We start from the raw sequence: 24103 nt of genomic DNA on the forward strand, positions 1-24103 counted from the left end.
GTCTTTGAAGCCTCAGTAATCATCCCCGCGATCGGTGATGTCCTTCTCGACCATCAACGCACTCGGATCATGCCCCTGCGGAAACTTGCCCTTCAGATTCCACGCAAACGCAATGATCTCGGCAATCGTCCGATACAACTCCTCCGGAATACTGTCCCCCAGCTCCATCCTTGCCAGCAGTTTCACCAGCTCGGCGTTCTCGTAAATCGGCACTTCATAATCGCGGGCAATCTTCAGGATTTCTTCCGCCAGCTCCTCGTCGCCCTTGGCTGTGAGGGTCGGGGCGTGGGTGCCGTCGTATTTGAGGGCAATGGCCTGGCGTGGCGTATCGGAATTTCTCATGCGGTTTCGTCGACCCAGCGTTGTTCGAGGCGGGTTTGCGGCCCTTGCGGTGGTGTGCCCAAGTGGCAATCGAGATCGCCGACGTTCAGGCCTGACGCCAACAAGCGTTCGCGCAGCCCGGCCAGATTGCTCTCGATCAGGCTCGCGGTGTAGGGCCGCTCGGCCCACAGCTGGCTGGACAGGCTGCCCTCGATCAACTGCGCCTGAATCTGCAGGGGGCCCAGCGGTTCCATGTCGAACGCCAGTTCGACGCGCCACAGTTGTTGCTTGGGTTCGCGTTCGTCACGGCGTTCCTTGGGTTGATCTTTTTCGGGAGCTTCCTCGCGCTGGAATTTGATCTGCAGCGGCACGATGTCCTGCATGTTGCGCATCGGGATTTCAAGTTGCCAGGTGCTCATCAGCCGACCGTCGTCCGTGACGCCGGTCTGTTCCAGGCTCGACAGTTGATGGCTCTGCAGGCGTGAAACCGCCGCTGCGGCCAAACGCAGCAAGTGCTCCAGATCACCTTCACCGTCCAGGCTTTGCAGGAAACGCTCGGGCAGGGGGAAACTGGTCGGCTGCGGTTTGGCGCTGACCTGACCGAGCATGCCGAGGGCGCTGCGCACGAAACTCGGCATGGCCTGGGCCAGGGTATTGGCAGCAATGATTGCGTTGAGGTTGGTATTGGCCGGCAGCCCCTGGCTCAGTTGCGCGATCAGCTTGAGCAGGTCGCCTTTCATGTCGGGTGCCAGTGTCGGATTTTGCCCGGTGAGCAGTTTCGCCTCGAGGAACAAGCCGCTATTGGCCAGGGCCAGGGCCAGGCCTTTAGGCGTACTCAGTTGCTGAACGTCCGGCAGGCCGGCGAGCAACTTGTCCACGGCGGCTCGCAGGTCGCTGGAGGTCTGATTCGAGGCTGGCAGGTTTTGCAGGAGTTTGAGCAATCCGTCCAGCGAGCCTTGGCGGCTTTGTTGGCTGACCAGTTGCTGGGTGACTGCCAATTGTTCCTGACGACTGCTCAGCGGGACGAATTTCAGGGTTTGGGTGTCTTGCACCAGCGCGCTCAACAACGTGCCGATGCGCAGCGGCGTCGGGCTGTCGATGCTCAGGGTGCTGCCGCTCAGTGACGTGTTGAGCAGGCTCACCAGCGAGCGAAACACCGTCGGCTGCCCCGGCACTTGCGGCAGCACCTGGGACGTCAGCACTTGGCCTTGCAGCAAGGTGCCCACCGGCAATTGCGCCGTGTCGAGGCGGGTGAGGGTGGCAACGCTTGCGGCGATGGCCTGTTGCACGGTGATGGCCAGGTTGCTCGCCGACGGCTGGGTGATCGCCAGGTTCGTGCCCTGAGGCAACGGCTGACTGCTGGTGGCCTGAACCGTGGTCTGACGGCCGCTTTCGAGGGTGACCTTGAGCAGCAGTTGAAAAGTCTGATCCGCCTGCTTGAGCGACAGCACTTCGGCCTTGGCAGATTGCCCGGCGGTGATCAGACCCTCCATCGGCGTCAGCAGCTTCAGCAAATCGCCACTCACCACCTGCGGCCGCGACGTGGCGGGCGTGGTCGGTGGTAGCGGGAGGATGTTCATTTCGCCTGTCATACGCGGTCACAACCTGAGGAAATTGCCCTCTTTAGAGTAGGGCATGGCATGTATAATGCCGCCCGTCTTTCGGAGAGTGGCGAAAACATTGCAATTGTTTGACACAGCTCTCTAGAACAGGCCGCCAATGCATCTATGCTGCATCTCTTTAGCGGCCGCTCCGCCGCCGACTTGAACCGCAAAAGGCCCGTGATCTCTTGACCAGTCCTGTCCTGCAAACCGTTGCCCTTGCCTGTGAGCGAGACCTTCGGCTGCTCTTCGAAAATCTCGAATTGAGACTGGCCAGTGGCGAAATGTTGCAAATCAGCGGCCCCAACGGCAGTGGCAAAACCAGCCTTTTACGTCTGCTGTCAGGCCTGATGCAACCGACCGCCGGTCAAGTACTGCTCAACGGTCAGCCGTTGAACGAACAACGCAGTGAACTGGCGCGCAACCTGCTGTGGATAGGTCACGCCGCCGGCATCAAGGATTTGCTGACCCCGGAAGAAAACCTCAGCTGGCTCTGTGCCCTGCATCAACCGGCCTCCCATGAAGCCATTTGGGCAGCGCTTGCCGCTGTCGGACTGCGCGGTTTCGAAGATGTTCCCTGTCACACCCTGTCCGCTGGTCAGCAACGCCGCGTGGCGTTGGCGCGTCTGTACCTGGACAGTCCGCCGCTGTGGATCCTCGACGAGCCGTTCACCGCACTCGACAAGCAAGGCGTGGCGCAACTCGAAGAACACCTGGCCGCGCACTGTGAGCGCGGCGGCATGGTCGTGCTGACCACTCACCACACGCTGACCCGGATGCCGGCCGGCTATCGCGACATCGATTTGGGGAACTGGGCCGTATGAGTGTTTTCGGCCTGTTGGTCGCCCGTGAGGCTCGCTTGTTGTTCCGCCGTCCGGCGGAGTTGGCCAATCCGCTTGTATTCTTCGCGATCGTGGTTTCGCTGTTCCCGTTGGCGGTCGGTCCCGAGTCTCAATTGTTGCAAACCTTGTCTCCGGGACTGGTCTGGGTGGCAGCCCTTTTATCGGTTTTGCTCTCGCTGGACGGGCTTTTCCGCAGTGATTTCGAAGACGGTTCCCTTGAGCAGTGGGTCCTTTCGCCGCACCCCCTGCCTCTTCTGGTTTTGGCCAAGGTACTGGCACACTGGGCCTTCTCTGGTCTGGCACTGGTTTTGCTCGCTCCACTGCTGGCGTTGATGCTCGGTTTGCCAACCGCCTGTCTGCCGGTGTTGCTGCTTTCCCTGTTGCTCGGTACACCGGTGCTCAGCCTGCTCGGTGCGGTGGGCGCAGCCCTGACGGTGGGGTTGAAGCGTGGTGGCCTGTTGCTGGCGCTGCTGATTCTGCCGTTGTACATCCCGGTGTTGATTCTCGGCAGTGGCGCTTTGCAGGCGGCCTTGCAGGGCATGCCGGCGACCGGTTATCTCCTGTGGCTTGGCAGCCTGACCGCCCTGGCGATAACCCTGACACCTTTTGCAATAGCTGCTGGCCTGAAGATCAGCGTCGGCGAATAATGAGGTCTGGTTAAATTTTAACCAGTAAAGACCCTGCGCTGCTCGTGATGGCGAGCAGCAACCGTGATGGAAACAGTAATGAACTGGACCTGGTTTCATAAGCTCGGCTCACCCAAATGGTTTTACGGCATCAGCGGCAAACTGCTGCCGTGGCTGAGTATCGCCGCGTTGCTGCTGATCGGCATCGGTGTCGTTTGGGGGCTGGCCTTCGCGCCGCCTGACTACCAGCAAGGCAACAGCTTTCGCATCATCTATATCCACGTTCCGGCCGCCATGCTCGCGCAGTCCATCTACGTGATGCTGGCGGTGTGCGGGATCGTCGGGCTGGTGTGGAAGATGAAACTGGCCGACGTCGCCCTGCAATGCGCAGCGCCGATTGGTGCCTGGATGACCGCCGTGGCGCTGGTCACCGGCGCGATCTGGGGCAAGCCGACCTGGGGCTCGTGGTGGGTCTGGGATGCGCGACTAACGTCCATGCTTATTCTGCTGTTTCTGTACTTCGGTCTCATTGCGCTGGGCAACGCCATCAGCAATCGTGACAGCGCGGCCAAGGCCTGCGCGGTGCTGGCGATTGTCGGCGTGATCAACATCCCGATCATCAAGTACTCGGTGGAGTGGTGGAACACCCTGCACCAGGGCGCGACCTTCACCCTCACCGAAAAACCGGCAATGCCGGCCGAGATGTGGCTGCCACTGCTGCTGACGGCGCTGGGTTTCTACTGTTTCTTCGGCGCGGTATTGCTGCTGCGCATGCGCCTTGAAGTGCTCAAGCGCGAAGCTCGCGCCAGTTGGGTAAAGGCCGAAGTGCAGAACAGTCTGGAGGCCGCTCGATGAGTTTTGCTTCATTCGGCGACTTCCTCGCCATGGGTCATCATGGCCTGTATGTCTGGTCAGCCTATGGCATCTGCCTTACGGTGCTGGCCCTCAACGTGGCGGCGCCGGTCCTGGCCCGCAAGCGGTATCTGCAACAAGAGGCGCGTCGTCTGCGCCGGGAGAACGGCAAGTGAATCCGCTGCGCAAAAAGCGTCTTATCATCATTCTCGCGATCCTGGTCGGTGTCGGCGCTGCCGTCGGCCTGGCCCTGAGCGCCCTGCAGCAGAACATCAATCTGTTTTACACACCGACGCAAATCGCCAATGGAGAAGCGCCGCAAGACACACGCATTCGTGCGGGCGGCATGGTCGAGAAAGGTTCGCTGCAACGTTCCGGCGATTCGCTGGACGTGAAATTCATCGTCACTGACTTCAACAAGTCCGTAACCATCAGCTACCGCGGCATCCTCCCGGACCTGTTCCGCGAAGGGCAGGGCATCGTCGCCCTGGGCAAGCTCAACGCCGACGGCGTGGTGGTGGCTGACGAAGTGCTGGCCAAGCACGACGAGAAATACATGCCGCCGGAAGTGACCAAGGCCCTGAAAGACAGCGGCCAGTCGGCACCCACTCCAGCAAAAGAGGGCTAATTGATGACATCCGGAATCTTTATCCCTGAATTGGGCCACCTGGCGATGATTCTGGCGCTGTGTTTCGCGCTGGTTCAAGCCGTGGTGCCGTTGCTGGGTGCCTGGCGCGGCGACCGCTTGTGGATGAGCCTGGCTCAGCCCGCCGCCTGGGGCCAGTTTGCCTTTCTGTTGTTCGCCTTCGGTTGCCTGACCTACGCATTCATGGCCGACGACTTCTCCGTTGCCTACGTCGCCAGCAACTCCAACAGCGCATTGCCGTGGTACTACAAGTTCAGCGCCGTGTGGGGCGCGCACGAAGGTTCGTTGCTGCTGTGGGCGTTGATCCTCGGCGGCTGGACATTCGCGGTGTCGGTGTTCTCCCGCCAGTTGCCGCAAGTCATGCTGGCGAGGGTGCTGGCGGTGATGGGCATGATCAGCACCGGTTTCCTGCTGTTCCTGATCCTCACCTCGAACCCGTTCGCCCGCATCCTGCCGCAAATTCCAGCGGACGGTCGCGACCTCAATCCGTTGCTGCAAGACATCGGCCTGATCGTTCACCCACCGATGCTGTACATGGGGTATGTCGGATTCTCCGTGGCGTTCGCGTTTGCCATTGCCGCATTGCTCGGCGGCCGTCTTGATGCGGCGTGGGCGCGCTGGTCGCGTCCATGGACCATCGTCGCCTGGGCCTTCCTCGGCATCGGCATCACCCTCGGTTCGTGGTGGGCTTACTACGAACTCGGCTGGGGCGGCTGGTGGTTCTGGGACCCGGTGGAAAACGCCTCGTTCATGCCATGGCTGGTGGGCACCGCGTTGATTCACTCGTTGGCGGTCACGGAAAAACGTGGCGTGTTCAAGAGCTGGACCGTGTTGCTGGCCATTGCTGCGTTCTCGCTGAGCTTGCTCGGGACGTTCCTCGTGCGTTCCGGCGTGTTGACCTCGGTTCACGCCTTTGCCTCCGATCCTGAGCGCGGCGTGTTCATCCTGATCTTCCTGCTGTTCGTGGTCGGCGGTTCGCTGACGTTGTTTGCCCTGCGCGCGCCGGTGGTGAAAAGCCATGTCGGCTTCAACCTCTGGTCCCGGGAAACCCTGTTGCTGGGTAACAACCTGGTGCTGGTGGTGGCGGCTTCGATGATCCTGCTCGGCACCTTGTATCCGCTGATCCTCGATGCGATGACCGGCGCCAAGCTGTCGGTCGGCCCGCCATACTTCAACGCGCTGTTCATTCCGTTGATGGCGTTGCTGATGGTGGTAATGGCCGTCGGCATGCTGGTGCGCTGGAAAGACACCCCGGTCAAATGGCTGATGAGCATGTTGACCCCGGTGCTGCTCGGCAGCGCCGCGTTGGCCGTGATGGCCGGTGTCGCTTACGGCGATTTCAACTGGGCGGTGATCGCGACCTTCATGCTCGCGGCCTGGGTATTGCTGGCCGGCGTGCGTGACATTTTCGACAAGACGCGCCACAAAGGCTTGATCAAAGGCCTGCCGACCCTGACCCGTAGCTATTGGGGCATGCAAGTTGCGCATTTGGGCATCGCCGTGTGTGCACTCGGTGTCGTGCTGTCGAGCCAGAACAGTGCCGAACGCGACCTACGCCTGGCGCCGGGCGAATCCATGGACCTGGGCGGCTACCAGTTCGTGTTCGAAGGCGCCAAGCACTTCGAAGGCCCGAACTTCACCTCCGACAAGGGCACCGTGCGGGTCATCCGCGACGGCAAGGAAATCAGCGTGCTGCACCCGGAAAAACGTCTGTACACCGTGCAGAACTCGGTGATGACCGAAGCCGGGATCGACGCCGGTTTTACCCGTGACCTCTACGTCGCACTCGGCGAACCGCTGGGCGATGGTGCCTGGGCTGTACGCGTGCACGTCAAACCGTTCGTGCGCTGGATCTGGTTCGGTGGACTGCTCACCGGTTTGGGTGGGTTGCTGGCGGCGCTGGATCGTCGTTATCGGGTCAAGGTAAAAAGCCGCGTGCGTGAAGCACTGGGCATGTCGGGAGCGACTGCATGAGACGTTGGTTGATGCTGTTGCCACTGGTGATTTTTCTGGTCGTGGCTGTGTTCCTTTATCGCGGGTTGTACCTGGACCCCGCCGAGCTGCCTTCGGCAATGATCGGCAAGCCGTTCCCGGAGTTTTCCCTGCCTGCAGTGCAGGGCGACAAGACTCTGACCAAGGCTGACATTCTCGGTAAGCCGGCACTGGTCAACGTATGGGGCACCTGGTGCATTTCCTGCCGGGTTGAGCACCCGGTGCTGAACAAACTGGCGGAGAAGGGCGTGGTGATCTACGGCATCAACTACAAGGACGTCAACGCAGACGCCTTGAAGTGGCTGACGGAATTCCACAATCCGTATCAACTGGACATCCGTGACGACGAAGGTACGTTGGGCTTGAACCTTGGAGTTTATGGCGCTCCGGAAACCTTCTTCATCGATGCCAAGGGCATCATCCGCGACAAGTTCGTCGGCGTGATCGACGAACAGGTCTGGCGCGAAAAACTGGCGGCCAAGTATCAGGCGCTGGTGGACGAGGCCAAGCCATGAAGCGCTGGATAGCCGCTGTTGTACTGGGCTTGAGCATGGCCGGCGTCGCACACGCCGCCATCGACACCTACGAGTTCGCCAAAGAAGGTGATCGCGAGCGTTTTCGCGAGCTGACCAAAGAGCTGCGTTGCCCCAAGTGCCAGAATCAGGACATCGCCGATTCCAACGCGCCGATCGCCGCCGACCTGCGCAAAGAGATTTTTCGCATGTTGGGCGAGGGCAAGGACAATCAGCAGATCATCGACTTCATGGTCGACCGCTATGGTGATTTCGTCCGCTACAAACCCGCTCTGAACGCCAAGACTGCCTTGCTCTGGTTCGGCCCGGCCGGCCTGTTGCTGGGTGGTTTTGTGATCATCGCCGTGATCGTCCGCCGTCGTCGCGTGCAACGCACCGACAGCCCGGACGCGCTTTCTGCCGAGGAGCGCGAGCGCCTCGACCACCTGTTGGATAAAACCAAGAATGATTGATTTCTGGCTCGCTGCAGGTCTGCTGCTTCTGGTTGCCCTGAGTTTTCTGCTGATCCCCGTTCTGCGTGGTCGTCGCGCTCAGCTGGAAGAGGATCGTACTGCCCTGAACGTCGCGCTGTATCAGGAGCGCGTGGCTGAGTTGCAAACCGAGCAGGAAGAGGGCGTGCTCAACGCTGCGCAACTGGAAACCGGTCGCGCCGAAGCAGCCCGTGAACTGCTCGCCGACACTGAAGGCGTCGAGGCACCGCGCGTGGCGCGCCTGGGCAAACCGTTGCCCTTGCTGGCGGCGATTCTGGTGCCGGTGTTGGGGCTTGGGCTCTACCTGCATTTCGGGGCGAGCGACAAGGTCGAACTGACCCGCGAATTCTCTCAGGCGCCGCAGTCGATGGAAGAGATGACCCGTCGCCTGGAACGCGCCGTCGCGGCTCAACCGGATTCAGCAGAAGGCCTGTACTTCCTGGGTCGGACCTACATGGCGCAGGATCGTCCTGGCGATGCGGCGAAGATCTTCGAACGCACGGTGAACCTGGCCGGTCGTCAGCCGGAATTGTTGGGGCAATGGGCGCAGGCTCAGTACTTCGCCGACGGCAAGAAGTGGTCGGACAAGGTTCAAGCGTTGACCGACGAAGCATTGAAAGCCGATCCGAAGGAAGTTACCAGCCTTGGCCTGCTTGGCATCGCCGCGTTTGAGAGCGCGCGTTATCAGGATGCCATCGACTACTGGAATCGCCTGCTGGCGCAACTGCCGCCGGACGACAACTCCCGGGCCGCGCTGCAAGGCGGTATTGCCCGCGCCACTGAAAAACTCGAAGCCGGCGGCGGCAAGGTCGCCCAGGCGCCTGCGGTCAAGTCGGCGCTGCTCAAAGTCAGCGTCGATCTGGCGCCAGCGCTCAAGACCAAGGTTCAGCCGGGTGACAGCGTGTTCATCTTCGCTCGCGCCACCAATGGCCCGCCGGCGCCACTGGCCGCCAAACGCCTGACCGTGGCTGACTTGCCGGCGACTGTCGAATTGGGCGATGCCGACGCAATGATGCCGCAGTTGAAACTGTCGAACTTCCCTGAAGTCCAACTGGTTGCGCGCATCTCTCGTGCGGGTCAGCCGACTGCCGGGGAATGGATCGGTCGCAGCCAGCCGCTGGCCAGCAGCACCACCACGCCGCAAAAACTGACAATCGACAGCCCGGACAAATAACAGGAAAACGCAACTATGACCGCTATCGCTCGTATCACCCTGCTCAGTCTGGTTTTGGGGTTAAGCGCGTGTGCGGTCCAGCGGCCGGAGCCGACGCCGTTGCCACCGATTCCACCCTCGCAGCCCCGTCCCACGCCTTCGACGACACCCACTCCGGGAAAGCCGAGCATTCCGGCCAAGCCCGCCAAACCGCTGCCGCGTACCTCCGCCAGCTTCGCGCCGCCGCCGGGTGGCAACAGCCATTGGGATCCCAAGCTCGGCGTTTATGTGCTCGATGACCAGACCAATACCTTCTACCGCCAGCGCACGTATTACCGTTGGAACAATGGCTGGAGCCGAGCGATCAGTCCGAACGGGCCTTGGGAAGAGACGGATATCCATGGCGTGCCGGGTGGGCTGGGACGGCAATTCGGGCAGTAACGCAAAAGGCGACTTTCAGGGGTCGCCTTTTTTGTGGGCGCTGTGTTCCAGCAAGTACGGCGACAAGCGAAGAGGATGTTTTGATGTCAGGCAGGTTGATCTATCTCATCGGGCCTTCAGGTTCGGGCAAGGACAGCCTGCTGGATGCTGCGCGAACGCGGTTGGCCGAACGCGGCTGTCGTATCGTGCGGCGAGTCATCACACGCTCGGCGGAAGCGGTCGGGGAAGCGGCGCTGGGCGTCAGCGAGCAGCAGTTCGCCGAGATGCAGGCTCAGGGAGCATTTGCCCTGAGCTGGCAGGCCAATGGCCTGGCTTATGGCATCCCGCGTGAAATCGACGAGTGGCTGGCGGCGGGGGACGACGTACTGGTCAACGGTTCACGCGGGCATCTGGCGCAAGCCCGTGAACGTTATCCGGGCGTGTTGGTGGTGTTGCTGACCGTGGACCAGGCGGTGTTGCGCCAGCGCCTGCTTGAGCGCGGGCGTGAGTCAGAAGCCGAGATCAATCAGCGGCTGGCGCGTAATGCCCGTTTCAGTGAGCGCCTGTTGGCTGAGGACCCGAGCGTGCATGTGCTCGACAACTCAGGACCGCTGGAGCACACCGTCGAGCGCCTGCTGGCTTGCATGGACGAGACCGGCCCGAGCGTCTGATTGAACGGTATTCAGAGCATGGCCTGATACTGAATCAATGCCTTGGTCGAGTTTGTCAGGCCTTGTCGGGACAGAAGATTGAGATAGCTGTCGACATCCAGCGGTGGCATTTTTAGCTGCTGCCGTTGGCTATATGCAGCCATGATTACTGCAGACGAGTCCAGATCGAAGAGATTGCCGACGAACTCGTCAGGATGCTGTGCTTCGATACCGAAAGGTTCGAGCGCTGTGCAGGGGAAGTCTTTCTGATTGAAGGTGACGATGACGCTCGCGTTACAGCGAATGGCTGCAGCCAGCACATGGCGATCGTCGATATCGGGCAACGTTAATCCTTCTATCAAATTCTCGTGACCCGTCACGCACGCGTCGGGCAAAGCCTGATCCATCAATTCAGACGTGCGATTCAGTTGTCCTGCGGTCAGATCCGGACGGTTCTTGAGCAGATTTCGTTTTCATTCGTTGTGTATCTCCTGAGACCATTTCGCTCTGAATAGTCCCGAGAGCGCGAGCCACATCAGAAAATCTCTCAAGGGAGCGGGGTAAAGCACACATGCGTCATATACAGCAGTAAAAGAGGAGTGCCTCACTCGTATCCTGTCCTTAACGCTTGTGCCTGCTCGGCGAGAAGCTTCATTGCTTGCTCGCTGTCAATGTTGCGCCGGGTTTTATAGTCCATCAAATCGGCAAAGCGCACACGTCGGTGCTTGCCGGTTTTGTGGTAGGACAAGTCGCCGGATTCAAGCAGTTTGATCAGGTGCGGACGTGAGACGTTGAGCAAGTCCGCTGCTTCCTGGGTAGTGAGTTCAGCGTGAATCGGGACCACCTTGACGGCGTTGCCTGCCGCGAGCTCAGCCAGGATATCGACCAGTAACCGAAGTGCCGAGGTGGGCAGTTCGACAGAATGAGCTTCGTTTCGCTCATCAAAAATCTGGATGTGCTGGGTTTCGAATCGAGTCGCAAGATACGCCGCTAAAGCGCGCTGGCCTTCGATGGCGGCTTGAACCTCGCTTTCCATAGGCAAGGTGATCGGTGGGTGGATGACAGGCGGCAGGGCGTTTCCAATATTCTGAATAATCGAAGCTGGGAGGCTATTCGAATTAATCGAAAATCGCAACAAACGAAATAATCGAAACGCAAGGCTTCTTTCACCAACAACCCCCGCACATACTCCACAAACACCCGAGCCTTTGCGCTGCCCATCCGCCCGGTAGGAAACACCGCCCGCAGGTCCTGATTCGGCAGAGACCACTCCTTCATCACTCCTTGGCTGCAATCACACTTGGTAAAACAACCGAACGTCGTAATCGGGATTTTTGTGCTTGAGTAAAGATAACTCTAGAGTTACTTTTGTCTGGGCCGGAGCAAGGAGGCTGGTGGTGCAAAGCAGGTTATTGATCAAGGAGCTGGAGGAGGCGGGCTGGACGCTGGATCGGATTACCGGCAGCCATCATCTCTTCACCCACCGATACAACCCGTACACGATTCCCGTCCCTCACCCGAAAAAGGATTTACCGATCGGGACGGTTAAAAGCATCAGGAGGCGCGCCGGGCTTTACTCCCCGCCAGCCAGTTACGCAGGAGATCCATAATGCAATATCCAATCTGTATCGAGTGGGGCGACGAGAACACCGCCATCGGTATTCAGATCCCCGATATTCCGGGCGCCGTAACGGCCGGGGATACGTTTGAAGACGCCTATAACGCGGCGATCGAGATTGCCCACATCATGCTTCAGGAAATAGCGGCTGACGGGGAAGCGATTCCGATGCCTTCTTCGGCAGCCGTCCATCGTGGCAACCCGGACTTTGCCGACATGGGATGGGGAATGCTGGAGCTGGACATCGCGCCGTACATGGGCAAGACCGAGAAGGTCAATGTCACGTTGCCCGGCTATGTGATTCAGCGGATTGACCGGTATGTGCGCGAGCACAATGTCAAAAGCCGCTCATCCTTTCTGGCAGATGCGGCGATGGAGAAGCTGGTTCGGCATTGAGTCGTGTCATTGCCGTCGATATCGCGAGCAGACTCGCTCCCACAGGTTCCTGCAAATCCTGTGGGAGCGAGCCTGCTCGCGAAAAGCCTTACGCCGTTGCCAGAGAAGGTTCTTTGGAAACACTCAAAAACCGCAACAACGCCAACAACGGAAACGCGCTGCCCACGATCACGATCCACAACCAGCCGCCGTGCTCATACACCGCACTGGCCACCGAGGAGCCAAACGCGCCGCCGATGAAAATGCTGGTCATGTACAGCGCATTCAGGCGGCTGCGGCTTTTGGCGTCGAGGGCGTAGACCGCGCGTTGGCCAAGGACCATGTTCATTTGTACGCAGAAGTCGAGCACCACGCCGGTGACGGCGAGGCCAATGACGCTGTAGGCCGGATGGATGAACGCTGGCAGGAAGCTCAGGCTGGCGAACAGCAGGGCCAACAGCGAAGCGGTGCGGGTGTGGCCGGCGTCCGCCAGTCGACCGGCGATCGGCGCGGCGATCGCACCGATGGCTCCAACCAGGGCGAAGATCGCTATCTGGGTTTGCGACAGGCCGTGATTGCGTGCCAGTTCCAGCGGCACGGCTGTCCAGAACAGGCTGAACGTGGCGAACATGCAACCCTGGTAAAACGCGCGCTGACGCAGTACCGGTTGTTGGCGCAACAGCGTCCACAACGAGCCCAGCAATTGGCCATAAGAGGCGCTGTGATCCGGCTGGCGCTTGGGAATCGTCACGGCCAGCACGATGCTGATCGCCGCCATCAACACGGCTGCGATCACGAACATCGCACGCCAGCCGAAGTGATCAGCCACAACGCTGGACACCGGCCGCGCCAACAGAATCCCCAGCAGCAAGCCGCCCATGATTCCGCCGACCACCCGGCCGCGGGTCTCCTCCGGCGCCAGGTGCGCGGCCAGTGGAATCAGGATCTGCACCGACACCGAGCTGAAACCTACCAGCAGCGAGATCAACAGAAACACGTTGGGTTGATCGGTAAACGCTGCGCCCAACAGACTGGCGATCGCCACCACCGTGGTGATGATCATCAGCCGGCGGTTTTCCAGCAGATCGCCCAGCGGCACCAGGAAGAACAGGCCCAGTGCGTAACCAATCTGGGTCAGAGAAACGATCAGGCTGGCCATGGTGCTAGTCAGGCCAATGTCCGGCGCGATCAAGCCGATGATCGGCTGGGCGTAGTAAATGTTGGCAACAATGGCGCCGCAGCAAAAGGCGAACAGCAGCACCATGCCTTTGGTCATTGTCGCGGCGCCTTGGGGCGCCTGATTCGCTGGGTTCATAACGTGTCTCGCTGAGCAAAATGGAATGCGCGCAGGCTAAGCTGCCGGCCGGAACGGCGGAAGTGGGATTGGAGTGATAGTAATCATTCCTTTGCGGAATGAGTGACGCCGTGCCGGTGAATCGTGCGCGCGAGAATTTCGAGGTCCGATGATACATTCACTTACATCTTGTTCGATAGCGTGCTTATGTTCTCTCTTCACGATTCATACCGGAAGGCACTTTCATGAACGCGATATTCCGTCACCTGATTCGCGGTGCTTCAGTTATCAGCTTGATTGGCTTGTTCACGGCAGGTTTCGCTCAGGCGGCTGACGCGCCGGGGATGCGCATCGGCGTGCGCGGCGAGATCACCGGGGTGAGTCCCGACATCTTGAAAGTTCACGTCAACAGTGGCGAGAACGTGGTCATCAATCTGACCAAGGACACCAAGATCCGCGCCGTCACCCTGGCCAATATCGAAGACATCAAACCGGGCAGTTACATCGGCTCGGCGGCCATTGCGCAGGAAGACGGTTCGTTGAAAGCCCTGGAAGTCCATGTCTTCCCACCGGAGCTGGCCGGCAGCGGCGACGGCCATCGGCCCTTTGATCTGGTCAAGGGCAGCAGCATGACCAATGGCAGCGTCGGCGATCTGGTGGTGAGCAATGGTCGTGTGCTGACCGTCAACTACAAGGGGGGGCAGCAGAAGATTCTGGTGCCGGAGGATGTGCCGATTGTGAACCTGGTGCCAGGGGATCGCAGCTTGCTGAAAGTGGGCGTGAAGATCGTGACGTTCGTGACGCAGAGTGCCGACGGGACGCTGACGGCGCAGTCGATTTCGGCCGGCAAGGATGGCGTGACCCCACCCATGTAACTGCGCTCGCGAGACGACTGTAGGAGCTGAGCTTGCTCGCGATGGCGGTAGAACATTCAACATTCATGTGAGAGACAGACCGCTATCGCGAGCAAGCTCAGCTCCTACAGGTTCTCGGTGTTTTTTCAGTAAAAAAAAGGCGACCTTTGCAGGTCGCCTTTTCATTGCGCTCAGGAATTACTGACCGCTGTAAATCTGATCAAAAATCCCGCCATCATTGAAGTGAGTCTTCTGCACTGCGCGCCAGTCACCAAAGGTCTTCTCCACCGACAGGAAATCCACTTTCGGGAAGCGATCGGTGTACTTGGCCAGTACCGCCGGATCACGCGGGCGCAGGTAGTTGGCGGCGGCAATTTCCTGACCTTCCGGCGACCACAGGTACTTCAGGTATTCCTCGGCGGCGGCGCGGGTGCCTTTCTTCTCGACCACTTTGTCGACCACAGACACTGGCGGCTCGGCTTCGGCGGAAACGCTTGGGTAGATGACTTCGAACTGGTCACGGCCAAACTCGCGGGCAATCATTTCCGCTTCGTTTTCGAAGGTCACCAGCACGTCGCCGATCTGATTGGTCATGAACGTGGTGGTGGCGGCACGGCCACCGGTATCGAGCACTGGCGCTTGTTTGAACAGTTTGCCGACGAAGGCTTTGGCCTTGTTCTCGTCACCGCCGTTCTTCAGCACATAACCCCAGGCCGACAGATAGGTGTAGCGGCCGTTGCCGGAGGTTTTCGGGTTTGGCACGATTACTTGCACGCCGTCCTTGAGCAGATCCGGCCAGTCTTTCAGGGCTTTCGGGTTGCCTTTGCGCACGATGAACACCGTTGCCGAGGTGAACGGCGCGCTGTTGTTCGGCAGGCGGGTGACCCAGTTGTCCGGGACCAGTTTGCCGTTGTCCGCCAGAGCGTTGATGTCGGTGGCCATGTTCATGGTGATGACGTCAGCCGGCAGGCCGTCGATCACGGAACGCGCCTGTTTGCTGGAACCGCCGAAGGACATCTGCAGGGTGATGTTTTCGTTGTGCTCCGCTTGCCAGTGTTTCTGAAACGCAGTGTTGTAGTCCTTGTAGAAATCTCGCATCACGTCGTAGGAAACGTTGAGCAGGGTTGGTGCAGCCTGAGCCATGCTGGTCAGTGCCAGGCCAGCGGCCAGAAGTGAGGCGCCAAAGAGTTTTTTCACTGCGCATTCCTTGTTCTAATTTAAAAGTGAGGCATTTTGCCAGCGACTATAACTGCGCTCGCATAGTCCTTTAAAGATTAAAAAGCACTTTGCTTATTCCAGTTTCTTGAACAGAGCATTGCCACACCGCGAGCAAAATGCAGCGCCATGCTCGTGGCTGTTTTTCTTGCACACCGGGCAGTCATGTTGCAACTGTTCGCCGCGCATGGCGTTGGCCAGCTCTGCGGTGAAAATCCCCGTCGGCACCGCGATGATCGAGTAACCGGTGATCATCACCAGCGACGAAATCACCTGACCCAGCGGTGTCTTGGGCACGATGTCGCCAAAGCCTACGGTAGTCAGCGTCACGATAGCCCAGTAGATACCTTTCGGAATGCTGGTGAAGCCGTGCTCCGGACCTTCGATCACGTACATCAGCGTGCCGAACACTGTCACCAATGTGCAGACGCTGACCAGAAACACCACGATCTTCTGCTTGCTGCCGCGCAGCGCCGACATCAGATAATTGGCTTGTTTCAGATAAGGACTGAGCTTGAGCACGCGGAAAATCCGCAGCATCCGAATGATCCGGATAATCAGCAAATACTGCGCATCGGCGTAATACAGCGCCAGGATGCCCGGCACGATCGCCAGCAAATCCACCAGGCCGTAAAAGCTGAACGCGTAACGCAATGGCTTTGGCGAGCAGTAAAGCCGCAGGCCATATTCGATGGCGAAGATGACGGTGAAGCCCCACTCGATGTATGCCAGCACGTTGGCGTAGTTCTTGTGGATTGTGTCGATGCTGTCGAGCATCACGATCACAATGCTGGCGAGAATGATCAACAACAGAATGCCGTCGAAGCGCCGGCCGGCCTTGGTGTCGCTCTGGAAAACCATGACGTAAAGGTCTTCACGCCAGTTTTTGCTGCTGTCCATGGGAAACGCCTGAATCGAGAATCAGCGAAGCCTAGGGTGATTCTCCCCGGTAGCGCAAGGCGCACTGTCGACGGCGGCCTGGCGCAGCACGCGAATGCCGGCGCGGATCAGCCAGCAGGCGAGGATGAACGGCGCGGTCAGCGTGGCCAGGCCGAGCGCGGCGAACCCCGGTGTGAGCAATACGGCAAGGGCAATGCCCAGCAGTGGCAACCAGGGCCGGCGGCGTTGTCCGCTGAAGGCGAGGGCGGCGAGCACGGCGTTGTAACCGCCCAGCCCCAGCAGCGCGGTTGACGTTTCGTGATGCAGCAAGGCGAACCCGAGTCCGGCAACAGAGCCCAGCAATGCCCACAAAAACGCGCGACGGTCGGCGATCAGCAAGCCGGCGGCGATCAGTGCACCCGCCAGCGGATGACCGAGAAACATCACCTGACCGAGCCCCTTGAGCGGAGCGGCGAACAGGTTGAGCGTGTGCATTTCGATCAGCGGCGCGGGGTGTTGCGGTCCGGCAAACGACAGCAGCAACCAGCTCATGCCGACGAAGGGCGCGGTGTAGGCGGGCAGGCAATGATGGTCGCGGGCGCGTTTCAACCATTGCTGGGTGAGCATGGCACTCAGTCCGCCAGCGGCAATGATCAGCGGCGGCAGCAGCGCCGACCAGGGGAAATACAGGCTCAGCAGCAGCCGAGCAGAACACCGTTGTAACTGAACAGCCCGGCCTGACGGTCGGCCTTGGCGTAGTTGCGACGTTGCGCGGTGAGCAATCCGGCGAGGCCGCCCAGCAGGGCACCGCCAAGCAGGGTTGGCGCGGTAAAAAGGATCGCCAACAGGCACAGCAGACCGCACAGCGGATGGCGCAGGAGGAAAATCTGACTGAAGCCGTTGAGCAGGGCAGTCGCCCAATCGGGGCAGTGGGTGTTGAAGTGGTTGGCAGGCATGGCAGTTCTGAAAGTCAAAGGGAGCGAGTCGGTCGAGCGCGACCCCGGCTGATAGCCAGCAGGCTGGCTCCCACACTGAATCTCAGTTCAGTCTTGATTCCGTGATCGACACAAAACCAATGTGGGTGCCAGCCTGCTGGCGATGAGGCCGGTATGGGCGCTCTAGATCAACGTCTCGATACGCAACGAGTTAGTCGACCCAGGCTGCCCAAACGGCACCCCCGCAGTAATCAATAAAGTGTCTCCGCGTTGCGCCATGCCCTGCGCCTGCGCAATCTCCAGCGCCGTCGAACACACCTCATCCACCTGTCGCAGTCGATCATTCACCACCGAGTGCACACCCCACGCGACCGTCAAGCGGCGAGCCGTCTGCAAGTTCGGCGTCAGGTTCAGAATCGGCACGGTCGGCCGTTCCCGCGCCGCACGCAGACTCGACGCACCCGATTCGCTGTAATTCACCAGCACCGCCACCGGCAGCACGTTGCTGATGCGACGAATCGCGCAGCTGAGCGCATCGGAAACCGTCGCCTCAGCCTTCGGTCGGCTGACATCCAGTTGCGCCTGATAGTCCGGGCCGTTTTCCACCTGGCGGATGATTTTGCTCATCATCTGCACGGCTTCCATCGGGTACTCGCCGGATGCGGTTTCCGCCGACAGCATCACCGCATCCGCACCTTCGGCCACGGCGTTGGCCACGTCGGTGACTTCGGCACGGGTCGGGGCCGGGGAGAAGCGCATCGACTCGAGCATCTGCGTCGCCACCACCACCGGTTTGCCCAGCTCGCGGCAGATGCTGATGATGTTTTTCTGAATCTGCGGCACGCTTTCGGCCGGTACTTCGACGCCGAGGTCGCCACGGGCAACCATGATCGCGTCGCTCAGTTCAGCGATTTCCCGCAACTGAGTGACCGCCGACGGCTTCTCGATCTTGGCCATCAAAAACGCTTTGTCACCGATCAGTTCACGGGCTTCGCGAATGTCTTCCGGGCGCTGCACGAACGACAGCGCGACCCAGTCCACACCCAGTTCCAGACCAAAACTCAAGTCACGACGATCCTTGGCGGTCAGCGGGCTCAGTTCCAGCACGGCTTGTGGGACGTTCACCCCTTTGCGATCCGACAACTCCCCGCCATTGAGCACCGTGGTGTCGATGGCGTCGGCGTACTTGGTGACCACCCGCAGACGCAGTTTGCCGTCGTCCAGCAGCAGGTCCATGCCCGGCTCCAGCGCGGCGATGATCTCCGGGTGCGGCAGGTTGACCCGGCGTTGGTCGCCCGGCGTCGGGTCCAGGTCCAGGCGCAGCGCTTGACCGCGATGCAGTTGCACCTTGCCTTCGGCGAACTTGCCGACCCGCAGTTTCGGGCCTTGCAGGTCCATCAGAATGCCCAGGGGGTAATTCAGCTGACGCTCGACTTCACGAATCCACTGATAGCGCTGGGCGTGGTCGGCGTGATCACCGTGGCTGAAGTTCAGGCGGAAGATGTTGACCCCGGCCTGTACCAGCTCGCGGATGTCTTCGAGGCCGTCGGTGGCCGGGCCGAGGGTGGCGAGGATTTTGACCTTTTTATCAGGCGTCATGTTTAGGGCTCTCGAGAATCAGAATGGCGCGGAAGTCGTTGACGTTGGTGCGGGTCGGCTCGGTGACGATCAGTGCGTCCAGCGCCGCGAAATAGCCGTAGCCATTGTTGTTGTCGAGTTCATCGCTGGCGCTCAGGCCGAGGGCGGCGGCGTGGGCGTAGCTGTCCGGAGTCATGATCGCGCCGGCATTGTCTTCGGAACCGTCGATGCCATCGGTGTCGCCGGCCAGCGCGTAGACGCCGGGCAGGCCTTTAAGGCTGTCGGTCAGGCTGAGCAGGAATTCGGCGTTACGTCCGCCCCGGCCATTGCCGCGCACGGTGACCGTGGTTTCGCCGCCCGACAGAATCACGCACGGCGCCGGCAATGGCTGGCCATGCAAGACCACTTGCCGCGCGATGCCGGCGTGAACCTTGGCGACTTCGCGGGATTCGCCTTCCAGATCGCCGAGGATCAATGGGCTGAAGCCGGCCTGACGCGCTTTCACTGCGGCCGCTTCAAGCGACTGTTGTGGACGGGCGATCAATTGGAAATGACTGCGCGCCAGGCTCGGATCGCCGGGTTTGACCGTCTCCGATTCCGGGCTTTGCAGCCAGTTGCGTACGGACGCCGGGACGTCGATGCCATAGCGCTTGAGGATCGCCAGCGCTTCGGCGGAGGTGCTCGGGTCGGCCACGGTGGGGCCGGAAGCGATGACCGTGGCGAGGTCGCCCGGCACATCGGAAATCGCATAGGTATAAACAGTGGCCGGCCAGCAGGCTTTGCCGAGGCGGCCGCCCTTGATCGCCGAGAGGTGTTTGCGTACGCAGTTCATCTCGCCGATGGTCGCGCCGGATTTGAGCAGGGCTTTGTTGATCGATTGCTTGTCGGCGAGGGTGATGCCGGCAGCGGGCAGGGCCAGCAATGCCGAGCCACCGCCGGAGAGCAGGAAGATCACGCGGTCGTCTTCGGTCAGGTTGCTGACCAGTTCCAGTACACGTTTGGCGACGGCCAGACCGGCAGCATCCGGCACCGGGTGCGCAGCTTCGACCACTTCGATTTTTTCGCACGGGGCGCCGTGACCGTAACGCGTCACCACCAGACCGGACACTTCACCCTGCCAGCAGCGCTCGACCACCTGGGCCATGGCGGCTGCGGCTTTGCCGGCACCGATGACGATCACCCGACCGCTGCGATCGGTGGGCAAATGGGCTTCTAGGACGTGCTGCGGATGGGCCGCGTCGATGGCTGTTGCAAACAGCTCGCGCAGGAATTGTTGCGGATCGACCGACATGGCGGGCTCCCGGAATTCTTGTTATTGAAATGTGGAGCAACCCGGATCCTTGTGGGAGCTAGCCTGCTAGCGATTCTGGCGCTGAGGTCTATCAGACACACCGCGTCGATTTCATCGCTAGCAGGCTAGCTCCCACAGGTTCAGGCAGAGACTTGGTTCTTATCGCGAATCGAGAAATTCGCCATGTGCTCCAGGCCCTTGATCAGCGCTGAGTGATCCCAGTTGCTGCCACCGATGGCCGCGCAGGTGCTGAACACTTGCTGGGCGTTGGCGGTGTTTGGCAGGTTGATGTTCAGCTCCCTGGCGCCTTGCAGGGCCAGGTTCAGGTCCTTCTGGTGCAGGCTGATGCGGAAGCCCGGGTCGAAGGTGCCTTTGATCATGCGCTCGCCGTGCACTTCGAGGATCTTCGACGAAGCAAAACCACCCATCAGCGCTTCACGCACCTTGGCCGGGTCCGCGCCGTTTTTCGAGGCGAACAGCAAGGCTTCGGCGACGGCCTGGATGTTCAGCGCGACGATGATCTGGTTCGCCACTTTCGCGGTTTGCCCGTCGCCATTGCCACCGACCAGGGTGATGTTTTTGCCCATGGCCTGAAACAGCGGCAGTGCGCGTTCGAAGGCGTCGGCGTCACCACCGACCATGATGCTCAGTGTCGCAGCCTTGGCGCCGACTTCACCGCCGGACACCGGTGCGTCGAGGTACTGCGCGCCTTTTTCGTTGATTTTGGACGCGAAGGCTTTGGTGGCGGTGGGCGAGATCGAGCTCATGTCGATCACGATTTTGCCTTTGCCCACACCGGCTGCGATACCGTCGGCGCGGAACAGTACGTCATCGACCTGCGGGGTATCCGAGACCATGACGATGATGAATTCGGCTTCTTGCGCGACTTCTTTCGGGTTCGCCAGAGCGATGGCGCCACCGGCAATCAGGTCGGCAGGCGCGGCGTCGTGGTGCGCCGACAGGAACAGGCTGTGACCGGCTTTCTGCAGGTTCAACGCCATTGGGTGGCCCATGATGCCGGTGCCGATAAATCCGATTTTAGCCATGAGAAATTCCTCTTGTTTTTATTGCTGCTTCAAGCAAATAGGGGAGTGCTTTTGTAGGAGCCGGCTTGCTGGCGATCCGGGCGACGCGGTCTGTCATAGACACCGCGGTGAGGCGAGCCAGCAAGCCGGCTCCTACAGGGGATTGCGTCAGATCGCGTTATGGGTTTTGAGCCAGCCCAGCCCCGCTTCAGTGGTGGTCAGCGGCTTGTATTCACAGCCAACCCAACCCTGATAACCGATGCGGTCCAGGTGTTCGAACAGGAAGCGGTAGTTGATTTCACCGGTGCCCGGTTCGTTGCGCCCAGGGTTGTCGGCCAACTGGATGTGGTTGATCTCACCCAGGTGCGCGGCCATGGTGCGGGCGAGGTCACCCTCCATGATTTGCATGTGGTAGATGTCGTATTGCAGGAACAGGTTGGCGCTGCCGACCTGTTCGCGAATCGACAGGGCTTGCGCCGTGTTGTTCAGGTAGAAACCCGGGATGTCGCGGGTGTTGATCGCTTCCATCACCAGTTTGATGCCCGCCGCTTGCAGCTTGTCGACCGCGTACTTGAGGTTGGCGACGAAGGTTTTTTCCACGGTGGCATCGTCGACGCCTTGTGGACGAATACCGGCCAGGCAGTTGACCTGGGTGTTGCCCAGCACTTGTGCGTAGGCAATCGCCAGATCGACCCCGGCGCGGAACTCTTCGACCCGGTCCGGCAGGCAGGCGATACCGCGCTCGCCCTTGGCCCAGTCACCGGCCGGCAGGTTGAACAACACCTGGGTCAGACCGTTGGCGTCGAGCCTGGCTTTGATTTCGGCGGAACTGAAGTCGTAAGGAAACAGGTATTCGACACCACTGAAGCCGGCCTTGGCGGCCGCTTCGAAACGGGCGAGAAAATCCTGTTCGGTGAACAGCATGGACAGGTTGGCTGCGAAACGCGGCATGGTGGTCTCCCGTATATGTGTGAGGCCCCCTGTGGGAGCGAGCTTGTGTGGCGAGGGAGCTTGCTCCCGCTCGGCTGCGAAGCAGTCGCAAAGTTTTTGGGGCCGCTTCGCGACCCAGCGGGAGCAAGCTCCCTCGCCACACGGGCTCGCTCCCACAAGGTGAGCGATCAGCAGTTAATCGAGCAACGAAATCGCCGTCGGTGCGTCGTTGCCGACCAGCGCCAGGTCTTCGAATTCGTTGACGGCGTTGATCTCGGTGCCCATGGAAATGTTGGTCACGCGCTCCAGAATAATCTCGACGATGACCGGCACCTTGAACTCTTCGATCAGTTCCTGAGCCTTGCGCAGGGCAGGCTGGATCTGACCCGGTTCGAACACACGCAGCGCCTTGCAGCCGAGGCCTTCGGCGACCGCGACGTGATCGACACCGTAACCGTTGAGTTCCGGAGCGTTCAGGTTGTCGAAGGACAGCTGCACGCAGTAGTCCATGTCGAAACCGCGCTGGGCCTGACGAATCAGCCCCAGGTACGAATTGTTCACCACAACGTGGATGTACGGCAGCTTGAACTGCGCGCCCACCGCCAATTCCTCGATCATGAACTGGAAATCATAGTCGCCCGACAGTGCCACGACCTTGCGGGTCGGATCGGCCTTGACCACACCCAGCGCTGCCGGAATGGTCCAGCCCAACGGGCCGGCCTGACCGCAGTTGATCCAGTGACGCGGCTTGTAGACGTGCAGGAACTGCGCGCCGGCAATCTGCGACAGACCGATGGTGCTGACGTAGCAGGTGTCTTTGTCGAACACCTGGTTCATCTCTTCGTACACGCGCTGCGGCTTGACCGGCACGTTGTCGAAGTGCGTCTTGCGCTGCAGGCTGGCTTTACGCTGCTGGCAGTCTTGCAGCCAGGCGCTGCGGTTTTTCAGTTTGCCGGTGGCCTGCCATTCGCGAGCGACTTCGATAAACACGGTCAACGCGGCAGCGGCGTCGGAAACGATGCCCAGGTCCGGGGTAAACACGCGGCCGATTTGAGTGCCTTCGATGTCGACGTGAATGAACTTGCGACCTTCGGTGTACACGTCGACCGAGCCGGTATGACGGTTGGCCCAACGGTTACCGATACCGAGTACGACGTCGGATTTCAGCATCGTGGCGTTGCCATAACGGTGCGAGGTCTGCAAGCCGACCATGCCGACCATCAGCGGGTGATCGTCGGGAATGGTGCCCCAGCCCATCAGGGTCGGAATCACCGGGATACCGGTCAGCTCAGCGAACTCAACCAGCAAGTCGCTGGCATCGGCGTTGATGATGCCGCCACCGGCTACCAGCAATGGGCGTTCGGCCTGATCGAGCAGCGCCATGGCTTTTTCCACCTGAACGCGGGTCGCGCTCGGCTTGGCCAATGGCAGCGGCTGGTAGGCATCGATGTCGAATTCGATTTCGGCCATCTGCACGTCGAACGGCAGGTCGATCAGCACTGGACCCGGGCGGCCGGAGCGCATTTCGAAGAACGCCTTCTGGAACGCGTAAGGCACTTGGCCCGGTTCCAGAACGGTGGTTGCCCACTTGGTCACTGGCTTGACGATGCTGGTGATGTCGACAGCCTGGAAGTCTTCCTTGTGCATCCGGGCGCGGGGCGCTTGCCCTGTGATGCACAGGATCGGGATCGAGTCGGCCGAGGCGCTGTAGAGCCCGGTGACCATGTCTGTACCGGCCGGGCCGGAGGTGCCGATGCACACGCCGATGTTGCCGGACTTGGTACGGGTGTAGCCCTCGGCCATGTGCGAGGCGCCTTCAACGTGGCGAGCGAGGACGTGATCGATGCCACCGACCTTCTGCAAGGCGTTGTACAGCGGGTTGATCGCGGCGCCCGGGATGCCAAAAGCGGTATCAACCCCTTCGCGGCGCATCACCAGAACGGCGGCTTCGATTGCTCTCATTTTGCTCATTGTTTTGTGCCTTTTACGTTTTGTAATTGTAT

General features: G+C 60.4%; 25 protein-coding genes and 3 pseudogenes. 14 read left to right on the top strand and 14 right to left on the bottom strand.

The annotated features are described in order from the left end of the window. Positions 1-12 precede the first annotated feature (12 nt). Positions 13-342 carry an EscU/YscU/HrcU family type III secretion system export apparatus switch protein gene (locus ACA066_RS08045; RefSeq protein WP_084320583.1) on the bottom strand — a complete coding sequence of 110 codons (330 nt, stop codon included), beginning with the start codon at positions 340-342 and terminating at the stop codon, positions 13-15. Next, positions 339-1913 (bottom strand): flagellar hook-length control protein FliK, encoded by a 1575-nt coding sequence (fliK, locus tag ACA066_RS08050; protein ID WP_497698789.1) that lies wholly within the window; start codon positions 1911-1913, stop codon positions 339-341. Before fliK ends, ACA066_RS08045 begins: the two co-directional genes overlap by 4 nt. A 197-nt stretch (positions 1914-2110) precedes the next feature. Here fliK and ccmA point away from each other — a divergent pair, with 197 nt between their 5' ends. From ccmA to phnN, 11 genes are all read left to right on the top strand, one after another. After that, on the top strand, positions 2111-2746 hold the full coding sequence (gene ccmA, locus ACA066_RS08055; RefSeq protein WP_497698790.1) for a cytochrome c biogenesis heme-transporting ATPase CcmA: 636 nt from the start codon (positions 2111-2113) through the stop codon (positions 2744-2746). Next, positions 2743-3411 carry a heme exporter protein CcmB gene (gene ccmB / locus ACA066_RS08060; RefSeq protein WP_084320586.1) on the top strand — a complete coding sequence of 223 codons (669 nt, stop codon included), beginning with the start codon at positions 2743-2745 and terminating at the stop codon, positions 3409-3411. The genes ccmA and ccmB overlap by 4 nt, the downstream gene beginning before the upstream one ends. Before the next feature lie 78 nt (positions 3412-3489). After that, complete coding sequence (locus tag ACA066_RS08065; RefSeq protein ID WP_084320587.1) at positions 3490-4245, top strand: heme ABC transporter permease; 756 nt, start codon at positions 3490-3492, stop codon at positions 4243-4245. Next, the gene (gene ccmD, locus ACA066_RS08070) at positions 4242-4418 is read left to right on the top strand and encodes a heme exporter protein CcmD (RefSeq protein ID WP_497402762.1); all 177 of its coding nucleotides are present in this window, start codon (positions 4242-4244) and stop codon (positions 4416-4418) included. The genes ACA066_RS08065 and ccmD overlap by 4 nt, the downstream gene beginning before the upstream one ends. After that, positions 4415-4870 carry a cytochrome c maturation protein CcmE gene (ccmE, locus tag ACA066_RS08075; protein ID WP_008026817.1) on the top strand — a complete coding sequence of 152 codons (456 nt, stop codon included), beginning with the start codon at positions 4415-4417 and terminating at the stop codon, positions 4868-4870. Before ccmD ends, ccmE begins: the two co-directional genes overlap by 4 nt. Positions 4871-4873: 3 nt before the next feature. Further along, positions 4874-6862, top strand: coding sequence for a heme lyase CcmF/NrfE family subunit (locus ACA066_RS08080; protein WP_497698791.1), 1989 nt, complete (start codon positions 4874-4876; stop codon positions 6860-6862). After that, positions 6859-7395: a DsbE family thiol:disulfide interchange protein gene (locus tag ACA066_RS08085; protein ID WP_497698792.1), complete on the top strand. Its 537-nt coding sequence runs from the start codon at positions 6859-6861 to the stop codon at positions 7393-7395. The genes ACA066_RS08080 and ACA066_RS08085 overlap by 4 nt, the downstream gene beginning before the upstream one ends. Next, on the top strand, positions 7392-7865 hold the full coding sequence (locus tag ACA066_RS08090) for a cytochrome c-type biogenesis protein (protein WP_497698793.1): 474 nt from the start codon (positions 7392-7394) through the stop codon (positions 7863-7865). The genes ACA066_RS08085 and ACA066_RS08090 overlap by 4 nt, the downstream gene beginning before the upstream one ends. Further along, complete coding sequence (ccmI, locus tag ACA066_RS08095) at positions 7858-9057, top strand: c-type cytochrome biogenesis protein CcmI (RefSeq protein ID WP_497698794.1); 1200 nt, start codon at positions 7858-7860, stop codon at positions 9055-9057. Before ACA066_RS08090 ends, ccmI begins: the two co-directional genes overlap by 8 nt. Before the next feature lie 15 nt (positions 9058-9072). Next, entirely contained in the window at positions 9073-9477 is a 405-nt protein-coding gene (locus ACA066_RS08100; protein ID WP_497698795.1) for a hypothetical protein, read from the top strand. Between the two features lie 83 nt (positions 9478-9560). After that, positions 9561-10127 carry a phosphonate metabolism protein/1,5-bisphosphokinase (PRPP-forming) PhnN gene (gene phnN, locus ACA066_RS08105; protein WP_497698796.1) on the top strand — a complete coding sequence of 189 codons (567 nt, stop codon included), beginning with the start codon at positions 9561-9563 and terminating at the stop codon, positions 10125-10127. Between the two features lie 11 nt (positions 10128-10138). Here phnN and ACA066_RS08110 read toward each other — a convergent pair. The 3 genes and pseudogenes from ACA066_RS08110 to ACA066_RS08120 all read right to left on the bottom strand — a co-directional run. Next, positions 10139-10714, bottom strand: a pseudogene (locus tag ACA066_RS08110) (VapC50 family PIN domain-containing toxin). After that, entirely contained in the window at positions 10711-11178 is a 468-nt protein-coding gene (locus tag ACA066_RS08115) for a helix-turn-helix domain-containing protein (RefSeq protein ID WP_497699828.1), read from the bottom strand. The pseudogene ACA066_RS08110 and the gene ACA066_RS08115 overlap by 4 nt, the downstream one beginning before the upstream one ends. A gap of 89 nt (positions 11179-11267) precedes the next feature. Then, a pseudogene (locus ACA066_RS08120) lies at positions 11268-11387 on the bottom strand (LysR family transcriptional regulator); the annotation flags it as partial. Positions 11388-11503: 116 nt separating this feature from the next. Here ACA066_RS08120 and ACA066_RS08125 point away from each other — a divergent pair. Together ACA066_RS08125 and ACA066_RS08130 are read left to right on the top strand one after the other, a co-directional pair. Beyond that, entirely contained in the window at positions 11504-11716 is a 213-nt protein-coding gene (locus ACA066_RS08125; protein ID WP_497699829.1) for a type II toxin-antitoxin system HicA family toxin, read from the top strand. Then, on the top strand, positions 11716-12120 hold the full coding sequence (locus ACA066_RS08130; protein WP_214381591.1) for a type II toxin-antitoxin system HicB family antitoxin: 405 nt from the start codon (positions 11716-11718) through the stop codon (positions 12118-12120). Before ACA066_RS08125 ends, ACA066_RS08130 begins: the two co-directional genes overlap by 1 nt. An 88-nt stretch (positions 12121-12208) precedes the next feature. Here ACA066_RS08130 and ACA066_RS08135 read toward each other — a convergent pair whose 3' ends face one another. Then, positions 12209-13414: an MFS transporter gene (locus tag ACA066_RS08135; RefSeq protein ID WP_497698797.1), complete on the bottom strand. Its 1206-nt coding sequence runs from the start codon at positions 13412-13414 to the stop codon at positions 12209-12211. 224 nt (positions 13415-13638) lie between these two features. Between ACA066_RS08135 and ACA066_RS08140 the strand changes: the two genes are divergently transcribed. Then, positions 13639-14268 (top strand): hypothetical protein, encoded by a 630-nt coding sequence (locus tag ACA066_RS08140; RefSeq protein ID WP_497698798.1) that lies wholly within the window; start codon positions 13639-13641, stop codon positions 14266-14268. Between the two features lie 177 nt (positions 14269-14445). On the opposite strand, the gene ACA066_RS08145 is transcribed toward ACA066_RS08140, so the two are convergent. The 8 genes and pseudogenes from ACA066_RS08145 to gcl all read right to left on the bottom strand — a co-directional run bounded on the left by ACA066_RS08145 (position 14446) and on the right by gcl (position 24071). Then, positions 14446-15444, bottom strand: a complete 999-nt coding sequence (locus ACA066_RS08145) for a sulfate ABC transporter substrate-binding protein (protein WP_497698799.1) — start codon at positions 15442-15444, stop codon at positions 14446-14448. Between the two features lie 93 nt (positions 15445-15537). Beyond that, a complete protein-coding gene (locus ACA066_RS08150; protein ID WP_084320595.1) occupies positions 15538-16362 on the bottom strand; it encodes an ion transporter in 825 nt (274 codons plus the stop codon). A gap of 21 nt (positions 16363-16383) precedes the next feature. Next, positions 16384-17297 (bottom strand): annotated as a pseudogene (locus ACA066_RS08155) (urea transporter). Positions 17298-17459: 162 nt separating this feature from the next. Beyond that, a complete protein-coding gene (pyk, locus tag ACA066_RS08160; RefSeq protein WP_497698800.1) occupies positions 17460-18875 on the bottom strand; it encodes a pyruvate kinase in 1416 nt (471 codons plus the stop codon). Beyond that, entirely contained in the window at positions 18865-20145 is a 1281-nt protein-coding gene (locus tag ACA066_RS08165) for a glycerate kinase type-2 family protein (protein ID WP_497698801.1), read from the bottom strand. The genes pyk and ACA066_RS08165 overlap by 11 nt, the downstream gene beginning before the upstream one ends. 140 nt (positions 20146-20285) lie before the next feature. Next, complete coding sequence (locus tag ACA066_RS08170; RefSeq protein WP_497698802.1) at positions 20286-21191, bottom strand: 2-hydroxy-3-oxopropionate reductase; 906 nt, start codon at positions 21189-21191, stop codon at positions 20286-20288. A 147-nt stretch (positions 21192-21338) separates the two neighbouring features. Next, on the bottom strand, positions 21339-22121 hold the full coding sequence (gene hyi, locus ACA066_RS08175; RefSeq protein ID WP_497698803.1) for a hydroxypyruvate isomerase: 783 nt from the start codon (positions 22119-22121) through the stop codon (positions 21339-21341). Positions 22122-22295: 174 nt separating this feature from the next. Continuing rightward, positions 22296-24071, bottom strand: coding sequence for a glyoxylate carboligase (gene gcl, locus ACA066_RS08180; RefSeq protein ID WP_497698804.1), 1776 nt, complete (start codon positions 24069-24071; stop codon positions 22296-22298). Between the last annotated feature and the right edge of the window lie 32 nt (positions 24072-24103).

Source organism: Pseudomonas sp. LBUM1651, from assembly GCF_059716135.1.

Excerpts from the sequence above, each read along its gene's own strand:
- ACA066_RS08045 (WP_084320583.1), bottom strand. The coding sequence starts at position 342 with ATGAGAAATTCCGATACGCCACGCCAGGCCATTGCCCTCAAATACGAC.
- fliK (WP_497698789.1), bottom strand. The coding sequence starts at position 1,913 with ATGACAGGCGAAATGAACATCCTCCCGCTACCACCGACCACGCCCGCC.
- ccmB (WP_084320586.1), top strand. The coding sequence starts at position 2,743 with ATGAGTGTTTTCGGCCTGTTGGTCGCCCGTGAGGCTCGCTTGTTGTTC.
- ACA066_RS08065 (WP_084320587.1), top strand. The coding sequence starts at position 3,490 with ATGAACTGGACCTGGTTTCATAAGCTCGGCTCACCCAAATGGTTTTAC.
- ccmD (WP_497402762.1), top strand. The coding sequence starts at position 4,242 with ATGAGTTTTGCTTCATTCGGCGACTTCCTCGCCATGGGTCATCATGGC.
- ACA066_RS08080 (WP_497698791.1), top strand. The coding sequence starts at position 4,874 with ATGACATCCGGAATCTTTATCCCTGAATTGGGCCACCTGGCGATGATT.
- ACA066_RS08085 (WP_497698792.1), top strand. The coding sequence starts at position 6,859 with ATGAGACGTTGGTTGATGCTGTTGCCACTGGTGATTTTTCTGGTCGTG.
- ACA066_RS08090 (WP_497698793.1), top strand. The coding sequence starts at position 7,392 with ATGAAGCGCTGGATAGCCGCTGTTGTACTGGGCTTGAGCATGGCCGGC.
- ccmI (WP_497698794.1), top strand. The coding sequence starts at position 7,858 with ATGATTGATTTCTGGCTCGCTGCAGGTCTGCTGCTTCTGGTTGCCCTG.
- ACA066_RS08100 (WP_497698795.1), top strand. The coding sequence starts at position 9,073 with ATGACCGCTATCGCTCGTATCACCCTGCTCAGTCTGGTTTTGGGGTTA.
- phnN (WP_497698796.1), top strand. The coding sequence starts at position 9,561 with ATGTCAGGCAGGTTGATCTATCTCATCGGGCCTTCAGGTTCGGGCAAG.
- ACA066_RS08130 (WP_214381591.1), top strand. The coding sequence starts at position 11,716 with ATGCAATATCCAATCTGTATCGAGTGGGGCGACGAGAACACCGCCATC.
- ACA066_RS08135 (WP_497698797.1), bottom strand. The coding sequence starts at position 13,414 with ATGAACCCAGCGAATCAGGCGCCCCAAGGCGCCGCGACAATGACCAAA.
- ACA066_RS08140 (WP_497698798.1), top strand. The coding sequence starts at position 13,639 with ATGAACGCGATATTCCGTCACCTGATTCGCGGTGCTTCAGTTATCAGC.
- ACA066_RS08150 (WP_084320595.1), bottom strand. The coding sequence starts at position 16,362 with ATGGACAGCAGCAAAAACTGGCGTGAAGACCTTTACGTCATGGTTTTC.
- pyk (WP_497698800.1), bottom strand. The coding sequence starts at position 18,875 with ATGACGCCTGATAAAAAGGTCAAAATCCTCGCCACCCTCGGCCCGGCC.
- ACA066_RS08165 (WP_497698801.1), bottom strand. The coding sequence starts at position 20,145 with ATGTCGGTCGATCCGCAACAATTCCTGCGCGAGCTGTTTGCAACAGCC.
- ACA066_RS08170 (WP_497698802.1), bottom strand. The coding sequence starts at position 21,191 with ATGGCTAAAATCGGATTTATCGGCACCGGCATCATGGGCCACCCAATG.
- hyi (WP_497698803.1), bottom strand. The coding sequence starts at position 22,121 with ATGCCGCGTTTCGCAGCCAACCTGTCCATGCTGTTCACCGAACAGGAT.
- gcl (WP_497698804.1), bottom strand. The coding sequence starts at position 24,071 with ATGAGCAAAATGAGAGCAATCGAAGCCGCCGTTCTGGTGATGCGCCGC.